Here is a 15,013-nt window from a genome sequence, read left to right as displayed (position 1 = left end):
TCAATGCGCAAGATCATTCACGTCGACATGGATGCGTTCTACGCGTCCGTGGAGCAGCGTGACGATCCGGCGCTGCGCGGCAAGCCCGTGGTGGTGGCCTGGCGCGGCATGCGCTCGGTGGTGTGCGCCGCCTCCTACGAGGCACGCGTGTTCGGCGTGCGCTCGGCGATGCCGGCGCTGCGCGCCGAGCGGCTGTGCCCGGACGCGATCTTCGTGCCGCCGGATTTTGCCCGCTACAAGGCGGTGTCGCGGCAGGTGCGCGAGATCTTCCAGCGCCACACCGACCTGATCGAGCCGCTGTCGCTGGACGAAGCCTACCTGGACGTCACCGCGCCCAAGGGCGAACTGCGCACCGCCACCGAGATCGCCCAGACCATCCGCGCGCAGATCCGCGCCGAAACCGAATTGACCGCATCGGCCGGGATCGCGCCGAACAAGTTCCTGGCCAAGATCGCCTCGGACTGGCGCAAGCCCGACGGCCAGTTCGTGATCCGTCCGCATCGCGTGGACGCGTTCCTGACGCCGTTGCCGGTGAACAAGGTGCCCGGCGTGGGCAAGGTCATGGAGGCCAAGCTGGCGGAACTGGGCATCGCCACCGTCGGCGATCTGCGCGGGCGCAGCGAGGCGGAACTGGAGGCGCGCTTCGGCAGCTTCGGCCTGCGCCTGTACCAGCGCGCGCGCGGCATCGACGAACGCCCGGTGGAGTCGGACCAGCCGGTGCAGTCGATCTCCTCCGAGGACACCTTCGCCGAAGACCTGGCGCTGGAGGCGCTGGAGCCGGCGATCCGGCAACTGGCGGAAAAGACCTGGAACGCCACCCGTCGCACCGAGCGCATCGCGCGCACCGTGGTGTTGAAGCTGAAGACCGCGCAGTTCCGCATCCTCACCCGCAGCTTCACCCCGGAGCAGCCGCCCGAATCGCTGCAGGCCTTGATCGACATCGCCCTAGCGCTGCGCGCGCGCGTGGACCTGCCGGCGTCCACCCGCTACCGCCTGGTCGGCGTGGGCCTGTCGGGCTTCCACGAGCGCGAGCCCGGGCAGGCGCAGGGGCAGCTGTTCGGTTGAGGGAGTGGGGACCGCTGTGGTCGCCCAGGCGACGTGTCTGGAAGGCAGCTCATGCGTATCGCGGGGTTAGCGGCGCGCTGATGCGGCGCTTCCGATGCAGACGGATGAAGCCACGGGGAATCGCGCTCACGTCGCGCGGACCGTGCTGCCGCGTCGCGGTGTCGTCCTCCACGACGATGCCAGGTCGGTGCCACGTCGTCGCGCCGACGATGCAAACGCGCACCTACAATGCGCACCTCCTCTCCCACGCGGATACGCAATGACATTTCCGTACGCATTGGTGGTGTTCGACCTGGACGGCACGCTGGTCGACAGCGGCGCCGACATCGCCGAGGCGCTGAATCGCACGCTGGCCGACTTCGGCCTGCCGCGCGTGCCGGAGGCGACCGTGCTCGGCTGGATCGGCGAGGGCGTGCGCAAACTGGTCGAGATCGCCTGGCGGCACGCCGGCGACGCCACGCCGCTCGACACGGTGATGCCGACCTTCATGCGCCACTACGCCGAATGCCTGTTGCGCAGCCCGCGGCTGTATCCGGGGGCGGCCGAGGCGCTGGCGCAGCTGCGCGCGGAAGGCGTGACCCTGGCGCTGTGCACCAACAAGCCGGCGGCGATGGTGCCGCCACTGCTGCAGCATCTGGGCGTGGCCGCGCTGTTTTCCGCGGTGCTGGGCGGCGACAGCCTGCCCGAGCGCAAGCCCAGCCCGGCGCCGTTGCTGCACCTGGCGCAGCAGTTCGGGCAGCCGCCGGCGCACTGCCTGATGGTCGGCGATTCGCCCACCGACCTGCAGGCCGGCCACGCCGCCGGCATGCCGGTGGCGCTGGTGCGCTACGGCTATCCGCGCGACCTGGATCTGGCCACCGCCGACGTGGTGCTGCTGATGGACGATCTGCGCGAGCTGCTGACGCTGCGTTGACGCCGGCGGTGGAACGCGGCTGGCATGGCATGGCCGCTGCCTGCGTGTCGATGGACATCGGCCGCAGGTCGCCATCGACCGGTCACGACCGAACGCTGGCGATTGCGTAGCCGATGCCGCGGCGTTCGATCTGGGCGAAGCCGGCCTCGCGCAGATGCATGCCGGCGATCGGCAGCCGCTCCGCGCTGACCAGGTCCAGCAGCGCCGCGCGGGTCGCGGTGGCGAGCTGCGGATCGTGGTCGAAGACCACCGCCACATCCGGGCGCGGGATCTGGATGTCGGGGAAATGCACGATGTCGCCCCACACCAGCAGGCCGCTGCCGCCGGAATCGAGCCGATAACCGGTGTGCCCGGCGGTGTGTCCCGGTAGCGGCAACGCGTGCATGCCGGGCAGGATTTCGCCGTCGTCGAACCTGCGCAACCTGTCGCGATAGGCCGCAAACACCTGCCGCGCGAGCAGGAAGTTGCCGCGGGCACGTGCGGGCGCGCGGCTCAGGTTGGCGTCGTCCTGCCAGTACCCGACTTCGCGATGCTGCACGAGCAACTCCGCATTCGGGAACGCGGCGTCTCCGGATGCCTCGATCAGCCCGCCGACATGGTCGGGATGGGCGTGGGTCAGCAGTACCGCATCGATCTGCGCCGGCTGCAGCCCGGCCAGCGCCAGGTTGCCGCGCAACCGGCCGGCGCCGTCGCGGAGGCCGCCGGCGCCGGCATCGATCAGTACGGTGCGGCCGCCGATGCGCACAACGTAGCAGTTGATGTGCACCGCACTGGGCTGCAGCACCCGCGCGGCCTGCTGCATCTGCAGCGCATCGGCCGCGGCGATGGGCGACAGGATCTCCAAGCCGGTGGCGAGATAGCCATCGCTGAGGGCGGTGACGCTGACATCGCCGAGCTGCAGGTGCGGAAACGTGGGGATGGACATGCGGATCCCGGGGCTCAGTTGCGTGCGTGCAGTTCGGCGGGCGCGTGGCCGACGCAGCGGATGCGTGCGGTGGCGCCGGTCGCACCGCGGATGGCGTCGTCGATTGCGGCCATGAACCGCTGCATGACCGCCGGCGTGCGCGCGTCGGCGCGTCGGTAGCGCAGTTCCGCGAACACCGGGTGGCCGCGACCGTGCCGGACCGGCACATAGATGATGTGCACGTTCTGCACCGCGGCCAACAGCACCTCCGTGCACAGTGCGGTGCAGTGGTCGGTCAGCGCGGCCAGCACCGGATCGGCCGGCATGGCCTGCGCGGGGATGAAAAGGGTGAGGTTCGGCATCGTGCGCCTACTGCGGCAGCGTGCGGGCGATGCCGCGGGCTGCGACCAGTTGCGCGGTCATTGGCGCATAGGCCTGGAGATCCTGCGCCAGCTCGCCGATGGCCGGCAGCCGGGCGCGGCCGCACCTGGCGAGCCAGCGCTGCGCCGGCACCTTGTCCAGTTCCACCGCATGCAGGCCATGCGGCGCGAGACCGAGCCGCAACAGCGATTCGGGGCCGTCGGCGCTGACCAGCAGCACCTCGTCGCGCGCCACGGCCGGCGCGCGCTCCAGGCCGTCATAGAGATTGCGGTGCCAGTCGGCGATGTGGCGTTGCCAGCGGGCGAAGTTGCCGCCGCCCTTCTGCCGGTATTCCGCGCCGCTGAGGACGTGCAGGCCGTCGATGGCGTGCAGCGCAAGATAGGTCGGACCGCCGTCGCGAAGGGCCTTGAAGCGCTGCGAACTGCGAAAGCCCTCGACCGAGATCAGCGCCGGCAGTTTTTCCCGGCTGTAGAAGTCGTTCCATTCCGCTTCGCTGGCGGGATCGGCGAAGCTGCATTCCACGGTGTAGAGCATCGGATCGTCCTGGGCCGGAACGGTGCGTGCCGGCGTGTCATGGTTGAGGATGACTCATCCTAGTCCGGTGTTTTCCGCGTTGATATCGATATTCGGTCACCCTTCCGTGACTGCATGTCATGCTCGGGCTGGTAAAGTGCGCCGCCTGCTACCGGAGCCGACATGCGCCGCAAGATCCCCAGCCATTCCGCGCTCATGGCGTTCGAGGCGGCGGCCCGCCATGGCAGTTTCGCGCGCGCGGCCGAGGAACTGGTCCTGACCGAAGGCGCCATCAGCCGCCAGATCGGTCGCCTGGAAAGTTTCCTCGGCGTGGTCCTGTTCGAGCGCGTCGGCAATCGCGTGCGGCTGCTGCCGAACGGCCGGCGCTATGCGGCGCAGGTCCGCGAGACCCTGGACCGGCTGGAGCGCGACAGCCGCGATCTGATGGGGCGGCCGCGCGACGGCGCGAGTCTCGATATCGCCGCGCTGCCGACTTTCGCCATGCGCTGGCTGATTCCACGGCTGGGCCGCTTCCAGGCGCGGCATCCGCAGATCACCGTGCATCTGGCCGAACGGATGGAGCCGTTCGTGCTCGTTGGCAGCGGCTTCGATGCCGCGCTGCATTTCGAGCACCCGGCCTGGGCGGGGATGCGCGTGCAGCGCCTGCTGCACGAAGTGCTGGTGCCGGTGTGCCATCCGCGGCTGTTGCACGGGAAGGACGCGACCAGCGCGCTGGATGCGCTGCCGCGGCTGCAGCGCCGGCAGAATCCGGATGCCTGGCAACGCTATGCGCAGGAGTCCGGGATCGCCCTGAGCCACCCCGCGCGCGGCGCACGCTACGACCTGCATGCCATGGCGATCGAAGCCGCACTGGCCGGCCTGGGGGTCGCGCTGGTGCCGCGCCTGTATGTGGAAGCCGAACTGGCCGACGGCCGCTTGCTGTGTCCGTGGCCCGCGGCCACCTCGATCGCCAAGACCTTCTGCCTGGTGCTGCCGGAGCCGGTGCAACTGAGCGATGCGCCGCTCCAGCGGTTCGTCGACTGGCTGCTGGAGGAGGCGCGCGCCACCGCCGCTGCGCACTGACCGCGACGAGAGCGGCGTCGCCGATGGCGGCGCGAACCGCTCAGTGCGGCAGCCGATACTCCAGCACTTCATCGCCCAGGGCGTCGATCGCGCCGGTCGGGCGCCAGCCGAGGTGGCGATAGAACCCATGCGAGCGCAGCGCCGGGTCGGCCGCGCAGCCCAGAAACAGGCGTGCGAAGCCCCAGCGGCGGAAATCCTCGATCATCCGCGCCAACAGCGCCTTGCCGATGCCGTGGTTCTCCCATTCGGGCAATAGGGCCAGCACCATGATCTCGCCGCTGTGGCGGTCGCCGAAGCAGTAGCCGACCATGCGCCCGGCGACCTCGGCCACGTGCCCGGGCACGCTGCCATCGGCGATCCACGCCTGCCAACTGCCCGCATCGATCCCGAGCGCGGCCAATTGCTCGGCGGAGAATGCGTTCTCGCGGGTGCGTGCGCGCAGGTCGATGCAGGCGGCCGCATCGGCGGGAACGGCAGGGCGATAGACGACATGCATGCTGGCAATCCGTTGCATCGGCCGGCACTGCCGGTGGGTGCGCAGCATGCCATGTGCACGCTGCGCACGCCTGCAAGCAGCCGCGTCACCGCCCCTGCAGGAGCGGCTTCAGCTACGAACGGAGCGTTCCTGGTGATCCCCGTTCGCGGCTGCGGTCGCTCCTGCAGCGCGCTGCGTGAGTCAGCGCGCCGCCGGCGCGTAGCGCAGGGTCAGCGCGTATTCGCGGCCCGGCTGGTTGTACCAGTTCACCGTCTGATAGTCGCGATCGAACACGTTGCTGGCCTTGGCCTGCAGCGTCCAGTCCGGGGTGAACGCGTATTCCGCGCGCAGGTCGACGGTGCCGTAGCCGGCCAGACGCACGCGGTTGGCCGCGTCGTCGAAGCGGTGGCCGCTGCCGAAGACGGTGACGCCGAGCTTGACCGGGCCGATGCCGCGGTCCACGTCCAGGCGCGCGGTGTTCTGCGCGCGGCGCGCCAGCCAGTTGTCGCGGTTGTCGCCGTCGCTGCGGTTGCGCGGATCGGTGTGGCTCAGCTGCGCCGACAGTTCCCAGCCGGCCAGCAACGCATAGCCGGTCAGTTCGGCGCCGCGGATGCGCGCTTCGTCCACGTTGACCGGCAGGAAGCTGACCGCGTCGTAGGAGATCAGGTCCTTGACCCGGGTCTCGTAGGCGTTGAAGGTCCAGTTCCAGCTGTCGGCATACTGCGCGATGCCCAGGTTGCCGCTCTTGGAACGCTCCGGCTTCAAGTCCGGATTGCCGGCGAACGGGTAGTACAGGTCGTTGAAGGTCGGCGCCTTGAAACCGGTGCCGACACTGGCAGTGAGCTTGAGGCCGTGCGCCAGCGCCAGGCCCCAGCCGAGGCTGCCGGTGGTGTGCTCGCCGAACTGTTCGTTGTCGTCGCTGCGCACGCTGGCCTGCACCTGCTGCACGCCGAAGCGGCCCTGGTACTCGGCGAAGACGCCGGTGTTGTCGCGGCTGTCGACGTCGAAGGCGGTGGTGCTGGCGACGTGCTCGCGCTGCCAGTCGCTGCCGACGCTGAGCAGGTGGCCTTCGGCCAGGCTGATGTCGCCCTGCAGCGCGGCGGTGTCGCGGCGGCTGTCGAAGGTGCTGATGAAGCTGCGGGTGCGCGCGCCCGGCGCACGGTAGTAGCTGTCGGCATCGTCGACGTTGCGGCCCAGTTGCGCGGCCAGGTGCAGGCGATCGGAGGGGGTCCAGTCGAGCTTGCCGCTGAACACCTGCTGGGTGTTGTCGGCCTCGTTGCCGGCGAACAGCGCGTCGCCGTCGTACTCGTTGCGGCTGTCGATGTTCAGCGCCTGGCCTTCGACGCGCAGCGTGTCGGTCAGGGCGTAGCCGCCGCGCGCGGTCAGCGAAACGTTGCGGTAGCCGTCGCGGTCGGGCTGGTCGACGAAGCAGCCGGCGAACAGCGTGGCCGAGCCGTTGCAGGCATTGATGCCGTCGGTCTTCTGGTAGCCGCCCTGCACGGCCAGCCAGCCGCGCTCGCCGCGGTTGCTGAAGCCGGCGCCGGCCTCGCGCAGGCCGTGGCTGCCGCCGCCCAGGCTCAGGTTCTGCTGGAAGCCCTGGCCGCCGCGGCGGGTGAAGATCTGGATGACGCCCCCGATCGCGTCGGAGCCGTACAGGCTCGAACGCGGGCCGCGCACGATCTCGATGCGCTCGATCTGGCTCAGCGGCAGGTCCTGGAACGCGGCCAGGCCGGCGCTGGCCGAGCCGATGCGCACGCCGTCCACCAGCACCAGCACGTGGTCCGATTCGCTGCCGCGCAGGTTCAGCGTGGTCAGCTTGCCGAGGCCGCCCTGGTTGGAGATGCCGATGCCGGCGCGGCCCTGCAGCAGCTGCGCCAGCGAATCGGCCTGGCTGCGCTCGATCTCGGCGCGGTCGATCACCTGCGCCGGGACCACGCTGTCCTCCACCGAGATCTGGGTGCGGGTGGCGGTGACCAGGACCTGGTCGAGGTCGGTGGCGGCATCGGCGGCGTGGGCCAGCGCGGGCAGGGACAGGGCGGACGCGATCGCGACCGAAAGCAGGCGGGACGACATGGGTGGCAACTCCGGCGCGCGGCTGCGCGCTGTGACGGCAAGGAAGTCGCGAACGGAAGGTGCAAGCGGACGGCGCCGGACGCGGCGCGGCACGCCGCGACGCCCTCCGCATCGCAACCAGTGAACTGCAAGGCCGGTCTCCGGGCTGGCGATCGGGGAGGCGGACCTCCCGGCTGCGACGCCTTCCCATGCCCAGGCACAGTGGCGCAGGTCGTCAGCGCGGATCGCTTACCGTTGCGGGGGCAGCGCCGGCCTTGTCGCAAGACGCACCGGCTTCCCGTTTCAACCCGCTGGCCGGAGCCGGCGGGTCACCTTGAAGCGGCGCGATTGTACGCGATCGCCGCTGCCTGCGCGGCTCAGTCGGCGTGGGGGCCGTGGCCGTCGTCGTCGCCGTGATGGTCGCTCACCGGCGCCTCGTGCGGGTCGGGCGCGTAAGCGCCGTCGGCGTCATCGTCGCCGCGTGCGTCGTCGCGGTCGAAATGGGTGGTCGCCACCGGCCCGGCGACCGGCAGGCCGCGCTGCGCCGGCAGCGCCGCCGTCGCGGTTTCCAGCTCGCCCAGCAACTGCGCGCGCCGCGCTTCGGACAGTTCCTGCCAGTGGCAGCCGCTGAGCGCGCCTTCCAGCGAGTACAGCAGGTTGAGGCTGGGCTTGAAGCCGGCGCGCTTGACCTTGACGAAGGCACCGACCGCGCCGGCCGCCTCCAGGTCCTGCTGCGTGCGCACGCCGACCTGGCGCAGCCACGCCGCGCTCTTGGGGCCGATGTTGCGCAGCTTGGTGGTGCTCATCGCAGGCTGTCGACGAAGACCTGGGCGATCGCTTCCAGCCCGCGCTGGTCGTCGGCGTCGAAGCGGGCCAGGTCGGGACTGTCCAGGTCGAATACGCCGACCAGCGCGCTGTCGCGCAGCAGCGGCACCACCAGTTCCGAACGCGAGGCGGCATCGCAGGCGATGTGCCCGGGGAACGCCTCCACGTCGTCGATGCGCTGGGTCTGGCCGCTGCTGGCGGCCGCGCCGCACACGCCCTTGTGCAGCGGAATGCGCACGCAGGCCGGCAGGCCCTGGAACGGCCCGACCACCAGTTCCTTGCCGTCGTAGAGGTAGAAACCGACCCAGTTCAGCCGCGGCAGCGCGTGATACACCAGCGCCGCCAGGTTGGCGGCATTGGCGATGCGGTCGGGCTCCCCGGCAACCAGGGCACGGGCCTGGTCGAGCAACTGGGCGTACTGTTCCGGCTTGCTGCCGGTGAGCGAGGACGAGGCGAACATCGCCCGAGTCTAGCAGCGCGCTGGGTCCGCCGGCACCGCCGCGGCTGACGCGCGCGGCGCGCCCGGCTATCCTGCGCGCCGCCGCGCGTCCCGCCGGCCAACCGACAGGGTTTCGTTCGCATGGCTGTTCCCGCCTTCTACGTCACCGGCACCGATACCGGCATCGGCAAGACCATCGCCAGCACCGCGCTGCTGCATGCCCTGCGTGCGCGCGGCCAGCGCGCGGTGGGCATGAAGCCGGTGGCCAGCGGCTGCACGCGCGAGGCCGAGGGCTGGCGCAACGAGGACGCACTGGCCCTGCAGGAGGCCAGCGCACCGCGCCCGCGTTATGACGATCTCAATCCCTACGCGCTGCCGCTGCCGCTGGCGCCGGAACTGGCCGCCGCCGACGCCGGCGTGCAACTGGAACTGGCGCCGATCGCGGCCGCGTTCGAACGCCTGCGCGCGCAGGCCGACGTGGTGGTGGTGGAAGGCGTGGGCGGCTGGGCGGCGCCGCTGTCGGCGACCCTGGACCAGGCCGATCTGGCGCGCGCGCTGCGGTTGCCGGTGGTGCTGGTGGTCGGCCTGCGCCTGGGCTGCCTCAACCACGCCCGGCTCAGTGCCGCGGCGATCGCCGCCGACGGCCTGCAGTGCATCGGCTGGATCGGCAACGAGATCGACCCGGCGATGGAGCGCATCGACGACAACATGGCGATGCTGCGCACGCGCCTGCCGATGCCGTGCTGGGGGCGGTTGCCGTACCGGCCGCAACCGCAGGCCGAGCAGTTGGCGGCGCAGTTGCAGCCATGGATGGGCATGTCGCCGGGCTGATCGACTACCGGGCGGGTTGTGTGGGAGGGACTTCAGTCCCGACGCCTCACCAATGAAGCACCGGTGCAGCAGCTTTTCCGACAAAGAAAGACACGGACGCCGGGACGCACGCGATCGACCAATCCCGAATCCCCACTCCCACATCCCACACACAAAAAAAGGCCCGGTAGAGGGAGGGATCTACCGGGCCTGGGGGTTGCACGGGGGGAGGGACCCGTGCAGACCGAGGGTGCGTCGGGCGGCGGACCGCAGCGACGTCGAATCGGGTCTTACTTGGCGGCGGGCTTGGCCTTGGGTGCGGCCTGCTCGGTCGCCGCCTCGAACTGGTGCTTGGCGAGCTGGCCGATGGCCTCGGAGGTCTTCAGGCCCAGGCCGAACACTTCCTGGTTGGCCGTGGCCAGCCGCTCGAAGTTGTCGCGGGCGATCTGCAGGCCCTTCGGCCACAGCGCCTGCACGGTGCCCAGGTCGCGCGCCTCGGTCAGTTCGCCGAGGAAGCCGGTGGTGGCCGACACATTCTTTTCGAAGGTCTTCAACTGCACGCCGAACACGCTCTCGGCGCTCTCCAGCGCCAAGCGGTTGGCACGCGCCGCGGTGGCGGCGAACTGCTGGGTGTAGCTGCTGAACTGGTCGTTGAAGTGAGCGGACATCATGCAACTCCATTGGAATGCCGACTGCTGTTGCAGTGCAACATACGCCCATTCTGCTGCGATGCAACAAAATTTTCTTAAGCCGCTCAGGATCCGTTCAAACTGCTTTTATGATCAATGGCTTGGCGCAATGCCGCCAGCCCTTGCCGGACTCCTCCGCGAGCCTGGAAAGCGCCTGATGCGCGCGACGACGCAACGCAAGGCGGGCGGCATCGAAACCCCTCAGCCGGCGCGGTGCCGCCCTTGCGATTCCCGAATCCCCATTCCCCAATCCCGGCCTTGCTCAGCCCGGCCCGCGATAGCGGCAGCCGGACGTGCAGGTCTCGTGCACCACCACCTCGCTCAGCAGCGGCAGCGCCGGCTTGAGCCGTTCCCAGATCCATACCGCCAGGCGTTCGCTGGTGGGGTTGTCCAGCCCGTCGATGTCGTTGAGGTAATGGTGGTCGAGCTGGTCGTAGAGCGGGCGGAACGCCGCCTTGATGTCGCCGAAATCCATGACCCAGCCGCTCTCGGCGCCGGGTTCGCCGCTGACGTGCAGTTCGATGCGGAACGAGTGTCCGTGCAGGCGCGCGCACTTGTGGCCGGGCGGCACGTTGGGCAGGCGGTGCGCGGCTTCGAGGGTGAAGACTTTGAAGATATCCATGGGAGGCATTCTACGGTCGGGGTGGAGCGGCATGGCACGGTGCTGGGCGCGCAACGACGGCGGTGGCGCCACGCTGCAGGGCGGGCGATCTGCGTGCTGCCGGGTAGGGCGGGACAAAAAAGGCCGCCCCGAAGGGCGGCCTGGGTGCGTGCGGAGGGCGCGGCCGCGGCGGGCTCAGCGCGGCGCGGCCGGGCGGTTGCCGCCGCCATTGCCGTGACGGCGACCCTGACCCTGGCCCTGGCGGCGGGCACCGTCGGCGTGGTGGCCGCCGGGCTTCTTGCTGCCGGCGTGGGCATGCGCGTGCGCCGGCGCATCGCCGTGGCCGCGGCGGGCGTGACTGCCGCGGCGCGGCGGACGCTGGCCGCCCGGACGCTCGTCCGGCGGATTGTTGTTGCCCCAGCGGATCGGCGTGGCCGGCTCGAAGCCCGGCACGTCGCGGATGTCCATGTCGCGCTTGAGCAGGCGTGCGATCGCGCGCAGCAGCTTGGCCTCGTCCTGCGCCACCAGCGACACCGCCTCGCCCTGCGCGCCGTTGCGGCCGGTGCGGCCGATGCGGTGCACGTAGTCCTCGGCGACCATCGGCAGGTCGTAGTTGATGACCTTGGGCAACTGGTCGATGTCGATGCCGCGTGCGGCGATGTCGGTGGCCACCAGCACGGTGATGCGGCCGGCCTTGAAGTCGCCGAGTGCGCGCAGACGCTGGCCCTGGCTCTTGTTGCCGTGGATCGCCGCCGCCTTGATCCCGGACTTGTCCAGGAAGGTGGTCAGCTTGTCGGCGCCGTGCTTGGTGCGGGCGAACACCAGGGTCTGCTTGCGCGAGTCGGCGGCCAGCAGGTGCAGCAGCAACTCGCGCTTGCGCGCGCCGTCCACCGGATGCACGCGGTGGGCGATGGTGTCGGCCACGGTGTTGCTCGGGGTCGCCTGGATTTCCTGCGGGTCGTGCATGAACTCGCGGGCCAGCTGCTTGATGCCTTCCTCGAAGGTGGCCGAGAACAGCAGGGTCTGGCGGTTCTGCCGCGGCAGCTTGGCGAGGATGCGCTTGATCGACGGCAGGAAGCCCATGTCGAGCATGCGGTCGGCCTCGTCCAGCACCAGGATCTCGATGCCGGACAGGTCCACGCTGCGGCGCTCGAGGTGATCGAGCAGGCGGCCCGGGCAGGCGATCAGCAGGTCCACGCCGCGGCGCAGCGCGTCGAGCTGGTTGCCCATGCCCACGCCGCCGTAGATGGTGGCGCTGGGGATGCGCAGGTACTTGCTGTAGCCGCGCAGGCTGTCATGGACCTGGGTGGCCAGTTCGCGGGTCGGGGCCAGCACCAGCGCACGCGGCTTGCGCGGGCCGGCGCCCACGGTCTGCGGCGAGGTGCCCAGGTGCTGCAGCAGCGGCAGGCCGAACGCGGCGGTCTTGCCGGTACCGGTCTGCGCACCGGCCATCAGGTCGTGGCCCTGCAGGGCCACCGGGATGGCCTGCGCCTGGATCGGGGTGGGGGTTTCGTAGCCCTGCTCGGCCAGCGCGCGCAGCAGGAAGGGCGCAAGGCCCAGGGATTCGAACGACATGAAAATGCTCCGGATAACGCGCCGACGCCGGGACGGACCCGGCGCGCAGGCACAAGTAGGTGAGGCTCGGAGCGTTCCCGTGAACCGCGCTGCGAGAGGGTGGATCAACCCGCAACGCGAGGCTGGGGTTCGTCGGCACCACGAAAGGCGTCGGGCGGGGCGGGCGAGTCGGATCGTTGCGATCCTGGCCTCGCCGGCGGTCCCTGAGGGAAACGGACGGCCGCATGCAGACCGGTGCAGTGTACCTGAATTGGCGCGCTGCACAAAATGCGTGTCCGTTTCAGTTGAAACCAAGCCGCTGTCTGGCCGTACAATCGCCGGCTCAGCCCCCAGCACTGGACGGACATGAAGCTAGGTTCCCTGAAGGAAGGCGGTCGCGACGGCACCCTGATCGTCGTGTCCCGCGATCTGACCCGCGCGGTGCGCGCCACCGGCATCGCGCCGACCCTGCAGCGCGCGCTGGAGGACTGGAGCAACCTCGCCCCGCGCCTGAACGCCCTGTCCGAGTCGCTCAACGACGGCAGTGCCGACGGCCAGTTCGACCTGGACATGGCGGCGCTGGCCGCGCCGCTGCCACGCGCCTACGAATTCCTCGACGGCAGCGCCTACCTGCCGCACGTGGAGCGCGTGCGCCGCGCGCGCGGCGCCGAGGTGCCGGAGAGTTTCTACACCGACCCGCTGATGTACCAGGCGGTCAGCGCCGGTTTCTACGGCCCGCGCGATGCGGTCAAGGTGGTCAGCGAGGACTACGGCATCGACCTGGAGGCCGAGATCGTGGTGGTCACCGACGACGTGCCGATGGCGGTGACGCCGGCGCAGGCCGCCGCGCACATCCAGTTGATCGGCCTGGTCAACGACGTATCGCTGCGCAACCTGATTCCGCCGGAACTGGCCAAGGGCTTCGGCTTCGTGCAGTCCAAGCCGCGCTCGGCGCTGTCGCCGGTGTTCGTCACCCCCGACGAGCTGGGCGAGGCCTGGCGCGACAACAAGGTGCACCTGCCGCTGCTGACCCACATCAACGGCGCCTGGTTCGGCGCGCCGGAAGCCGGCGAGGACATGCAGTTCGATTTCGCGCAGCTGGTCGCGCACGCGGCCAAGACCCGGCCGCTGGCCGCCGGCGCGGTGGTCGGCTCGGGCACCATCGCCAACCAGGACACCGCGCGCGGCGCCTCCTGCTTCGCCGAACAGCGCACCGTGGAGACCCTGCGCGACGGCAAGCCGAGCACGCCGTACATGTCCTTCGGCGACGTGGTGCGGATCGAGATGCTGGACCGTGACGGAGTGAGCATCTTCGGCGCGATCGAGCAGCGCATCGAGCAGGCGCCGCTGCCCTGACCCGGCCGGCGGCGGTGCCGGGGCGACCGGCGGCGCCGCGGCCCAGGTGTCCACCGGTATCGTTGTCGATTGCGCAGACGGAGGCGGGCATGGACGAGGCACTGCAGCTTTACACCTACTGGCGCTCCAGTGCCGCGTACCGGGTGCGCATCGGGCTGGAGCTCAAGCGCCTGGCCTATCAGTCGCTGCCGGTGCATCTGGTGCGCGATGGCGGGCAGCAGCATTTGCCGGAATATGCACGCTTGAACCCGCAGGAGCTGGTGCCGACCCTGTGTCATGACGGTCAGCCGATCCGCCAGTCGCTGGCGATCCTGGAGTACCTGGACGAGCGCTGGCCGGAGCCGCCGCTGCTGCCGGACGCGCCGATCGATCGCGCCCGCGTGCGTGGCCTGGCGCAACTGATCGCCTGCGACATCCATCCGCTCAACAACCTGCGCGTGGCGCAGTTCTTCGAGAGCGCCTGGAACGTACCGCAGCCCGAGCGCGAGGAGTGGATGCGGCACTGGATGCAGGTCGGCTTCGATGCGCTGGAGCAACTGCTGGCCGAATCGCCGGACACCGGCAGTTTCTGCCATGGCGAGCAGCCCGGGCTGGCCGACTGCTGCCTGGTGCCGCAGATGTACAACGCGCGCCGCTTCGGCGTGGACCTGCAGGTCTACCCGACCCTGGAGCGGATCGAGCGCGCCTGCCTGGCGCTGCCGGCCTTCGACGCGGCGCGCCCGGAAAACCAGCCCGACGCCCAGTAAGCCGGGAATATCGTCGTAGAGCGGCTTCAGCCGCGACCGGCGTGCCGGTAGTGCCCGGTCGGCCGACGCTGCCGCCATCCCTGCCGCATCGGTGAGCATGAGGATGTGGGAAGGACTGCAGTGCCGGACGCTTCGGCCTCCACGCGTCGCGACTGAAGTCGCTCCCACAGGGGCTTGCGGCGAACGCGCCGAGTGAACTGTGGGAGGAGCCTCAGTCCCGACGCGCAGTTGCGTGGAAGCGGTGTTTGCCCCGGGAAGGACGACCCGCGGCGACCGCTGGTGGACCCCGGTCCGCCGTTGCCGCCGTCGCTGCGGGACCAGCGCGACCAGGCGTCTGCGAACGCCCGGTCGCGGCTGAAGCCGCTCCTACGAAGTCGCTTCCATAAGCGCTTTCGGTGAACTCCCTGGGTGCACTGTGGGAGGGACTTCAGTCCCGACGCGCAGTTGCGTGGAGGTGGCGTTTGCCCCGGGAAGGGCGACCGCGCGGTGACCGCTGGTGGACCCTGGTCCGCCGTTGCCGCCGTCGCTGCGGGACCAGCGCGACCAGGCGTCTGCGAATGCCCGGTCGCGGCTGAAGCCGCTCCTACGAAGTCGCTTCCATAAGCGC

At 70.2% G+C, this 15,013-nt stretch carries 16 protein-coding genes and 1 riboswitch; of the genes, 6 read left to right on the top strand and 10 right to left on the bottom strand.

The features are described from left to right. Positions 1-3 precede the first annotated feature (3 nt). Entirely contained in the window at positions 4-1,065 is a 1,062-nt protein-coding gene (gene dinB / locus NUG21_RS17775; RefSeq protein ID WP_263391560.1) for a DNA polymerase IV, read from the top strand. A 259-nt stretch (positions 1,066-1,324) separates the two neighbouring features. Beyond that, positions 1,325-1,978, top strand: coding sequence for a phosphoglycolate phosphatase (gph, locus tag NUG21_RS17770; RefSeq protein ID WP_263391559.1), 654 nt, complete (start codon positions 1,325-1,327; stop codon positions 1,976-1,978). Between the two features lie 82 nt (positions 1,979-2,060). On the opposite strand, the gene NUG21_RS17765 is transcribed toward gph, so the two are convergent. Genes NUG21_RS17765 through NUG21_RS17755 form a run of 3 tightly spaced genes read right to left on the bottom strand, consistent with a single transcriptional unit; the run spans position 2,061 to position 3,797 of the window. After that, positions 2,061-2,903 (bottom strand): MBL fold metallo-hydrolase, encoded by an 843-nt coding sequence (locus NUG21_RS17765; RefSeq protein ID WP_263391558.1) that lies wholly within the window; start codon positions 2,901-2,903, stop codon positions 2,061-2,063. A gap of 14 nt (positions 2,904-2,917) precedes the next feature. Further along, entirely contained in the window at positions 2,918-3,244 is a 327-nt protein-coding gene (locus NUG21_RS17760) for a hypothetical protein (protein ID WP_263391557.1), read from the bottom strand. Between the two features lie 7 nt (positions 3,245-3,251). Continuing rightward, complete coding sequence (locus tag NUG21_RS17755; RefSeq protein ID WP_019796397.1) at positions 3,252-3,797, bottom strand: hypothetical protein; 546 nt, start codon at positions 3,795-3,797, stop codon at positions 3,252-3,254. A gap of 162 nt (positions 3,798-3,959) precedes the next feature. Here NUG21_RS17755 and NUG21_RS17750 point away from each other — a divergent pair, with 162 nt between their 5' ends. Next, the gene (locus tag NUG21_RS17750; RefSeq protein WP_263391556.1) at positions 3,960-4,859 is read left to right on the top strand and encodes a LysR substrate-binding domain-containing protein; all 900 of its coding nucleotides are present in this window, start codon (positions 3,960-3,962) and stop codon (positions 4,857-4,859) included. Positions 4,860-4,899: 40 nt separating this feature from the next. Here NUG21_RS17750 and NUG21_RS17745 read toward each other — a convergent pair whose 3' ends face one another. The 4 genes from NUG21_RS17745 to NUG21_RS17730 all read right to left on the bottom strand — a co-directional run bounded on the left by NUG21_RS17745 (position 4,900) and on the right by NUG21_RS17730 (position 8,671). After that, positions 4,900-5,355: a GNAT family N-acetyltransferase gene (locus tag NUG21_RS17745; RefSeq protein ID WP_263391555.1), complete on the bottom strand. Its 456-nt coding sequence runs from the start codon at positions 5,353-5,355 to the stop codon at positions 4,900-4,902. A gap of 180 nt (positions 5,356-5,535) precedes the next feature. Then, the gene (btuB, locus tag NUG21_RS17740; RefSeq protein ID WP_263391554.1) at positions 5,536-7,407 is read right to left on the bottom strand and encodes a TonB-dependent vitamin B12 receptor; all 1,872 of its coding nucleotides are present in this window, start codon (positions 7,405-7,407) and stop codon (positions 5,536-5,538) included. Positions 7,408-7,520: 113 nt separating this feature from the next. Then, positions 7,521-7,738: riboswitch (cobalamin riboswitch) on the bottom strand. 25 nt (positions 7,739-7,763) lie between these two features. Next, entirely contained in the window at positions 7,764-8,192 is a 429-nt protein-coding gene (locus NUG21_RS17735) for a TfoX/Sxy family protein (RefSeq protein ID WP_263391553.1), read from the bottom strand. Continuing rightward, positions 8,189-8,671 (bottom strand): free L-methionine (R)-S-oxide reductase MsrC, encoded by a 483-nt coding sequence (locus NUG21_RS17730; protein WP_160948164.1) that lies wholly within the window; start codon positions 8,669-8,671, stop codon positions 8,189-8,191. Before NUG21_RS17730 ends, NUG21_RS17735 begins: the two co-directional genes overlap by 4 nt. Before the next feature lie 120 nt (positions 8,672-8,791). On the opposite strand from NUG21_RS17730, the gene bioD reads away from it, so the two are divergent. Beyond that, complete coding sequence (gene bioD / locus NUG21_RS17725; protein ID WP_263391552.1) at positions 8,792-9,481, top strand: dethiobiotin synthase; 690 nt, start codon at positions 8,792-8,794, stop codon at positions 9,479-9,481. Between the two features lie 269 nt (positions 9,482-9,750). Here bioD and NUG21_RS17720 read toward each other — a convergent pair whose 3' ends face one another. From NUG21_RS17720 to NUG21_RS17710, 3 genes are all read right to left on the bottom strand, one after another. Continuing rightward, positions 9,751-10,128, bottom strand: a complete 378-nt coding sequence (locus tag NUG21_RS17720; RefSeq protein ID WP_263391551.1) for a phasin family protein — start codon at positions 10,126-10,128, stop codon at positions 9,751-9,753. A gap of 283 nt (positions 10,129-10,411) precedes the next feature. Further along, positions 10,412-10,771, bottom strand: a complete 360-nt coding sequence (queD, locus tag NUG21_RS17715; protein ID WP_019796881.1) for a 6-carboxytetrahydropterin synthase QueD — start codon at positions 10,769-10,771, stop codon at positions 10,412-10,414. 174 nt (positions 10,772-10,945) lie between these two features. Next, entirely contained in the window at positions 10,946-12,325 is a 1,380-nt protein-coding gene (locus NUG21_RS17710; RefSeq protein ID WP_263391550.1) for a DEAD/DEAH box helicase, read from the bottom strand. 345 nt (positions 12,326-12,670) lie between these two features. Here NUG21_RS17710 and NUG21_RS17705 point away from each other — a divergent pair, with 345 nt between their 5' ends. Beyond that, the gene (locus NUG21_RS17705) at positions 12,671-13,660 is read left to right on the top strand and encodes a fumarylacetoacetate hydrolase family protein (RefSeq protein ID WP_160948159.1); all 990 of its coding nucleotides are present in this window, start codon (positions 12,671-12,673) and stop codon (positions 13,658-13,660) included. 89 nt (positions 13,661-13,749) lie between these two features. Continuing rightward, on the top strand, positions 13,750-14,406 hold the full coding sequence (gene maiA, locus NUG21_RS17700; RefSeq protein ID WP_263391549.1) for a maleylacetoacetate isomerase: 657 nt from the start codon (positions 13,750-13,752) through the stop codon (positions 14,404-14,406). Positions 14,407-15,013: the final 607 nt, after the last annotated feature.

The organism is Xanthomonas sp. CFBP 8445 (assembly GCF_025666235.1).
Classification (GTDB): domain Bacteria; phylum Pseudomonadota; class Gammaproteobacteria; order Xanthomonadales; family Xanthomonadaceae; genus Xanthomonas_A; species Xanthomonas_A indica.
This window is presented reverse-complemented; position numbering and strand designations above follow the sequence as displayed.

Excerpts from the sequence above, each read along its gene's own strand:
- dinB (WP_263391560.1), top strand. The coding sequence starts at position 4 with ATGCGCAAGATCATTCACGTCGACATGGATGCGTTCTACGCGTCCGTG.
- gph (WP_263391559.1), top strand. The coding sequence starts at position 1,325 with ATGACATTTCCGTACGCATTGGTGGTGTTCGACCTGGACGGCACGCTG.
- NUG21_RS17765 (WP_263391558.1), bottom strand. The coding sequence starts at position 2,903 with ATGTCCATCCCCACGTTTCCGCACCTGCAGCTCGGCGATGTCAGCGTC.
- NUG21_RS17760 (WP_263391557.1), bottom strand. The coding sequence starts at position 3,244 with ATGCCGAACCTCACCCTTTTCATCCCCGCGCAGGCCATGCCGGCCGAT.
- NUG21_RS17755 (WP_019796397.1), bottom strand. The coding sequence starts at position 3,797 with ATGCTCTACACCGTGGAATGCAGCTTCGCCGATCCCGCCAGCGAAGCG.
- NUG21_RS17750 (WP_263391556.1), top strand. The coding sequence starts at position 3,960 with ATGCGCCGCAAGATCCCCAGCCATTCCGCGCTCATGGCGTTCGAGGCG.
- NUG21_RS17745 (WP_263391555.1), bottom strand. The coding sequence starts at position 5,355 with ATGCATGTCGTCTATCGCCCTGCCGTTCCCGCCGATGCGGCCGCCTGC.
- btuB (WP_263391554.1), bottom strand. The coding sequence starts at position 7,407 with ATGTCGTCCCGCCTGCTTTCGGTCGCGATCGCGTCCGCCCTGTCCCTG.
- NUG21_RS17735 (WP_263391553.1), bottom strand. The coding sequence starts at position 8,192 with ATGAGCACCACCAAGCTGCGCAACATCGGCCCCAAGAGCGCGGCGTGG.
- NUG21_RS17730 (WP_160948164.1), bottom strand. The coding sequence starts at position 8,671 with ATGTTCGCCTCGTCCTCGCTCACCGGCAGCAAGCCGGAACAGTACGCC.
- bioD (WP_263391552.1), top strand. The coding sequence starts at position 8,792 with ATGGCTGTTCCCGCCTTCTACGTCACCGGCACCGATACCGGCATCGGC.
- NUG21_RS17720 (WP_263391551.1), bottom strand. The coding sequence starts at position 10,128 with ATGTCCGCTCACTTCAACGACCAGTTCAGCAGCTACACCCAGCAGTTC.
- queD (WP_019796881.1), bottom strand. The coding sequence starts at position 10,771 with ATGGATATCTTCAAAGTCTTCACCCTCGAAGCCGCGCACCGCCTGCCC.
- NUG21_RS17710 (WP_263391550.1), bottom strand. The coding sequence starts at position 12,325 with ATGTCGTTCGAATCCCTGGGCCTTGCGCCCTTCCTGCTGCGCGCGCTG.
- NUG21_RS17705 (WP_160948159.1), top strand. The coding sequence starts at position 12,671 with ATGAAGCTAGGTTCCCTGAAGGAAGGCGGTCGCGACGGCACCCTGATC.
- maiA (WP_263391549.1), top strand. The coding sequence starts at position 13,750 with ATGGACGAGGCACTGCAGCTTTACACCTACTGGCGCTCCAGTGCCGCG.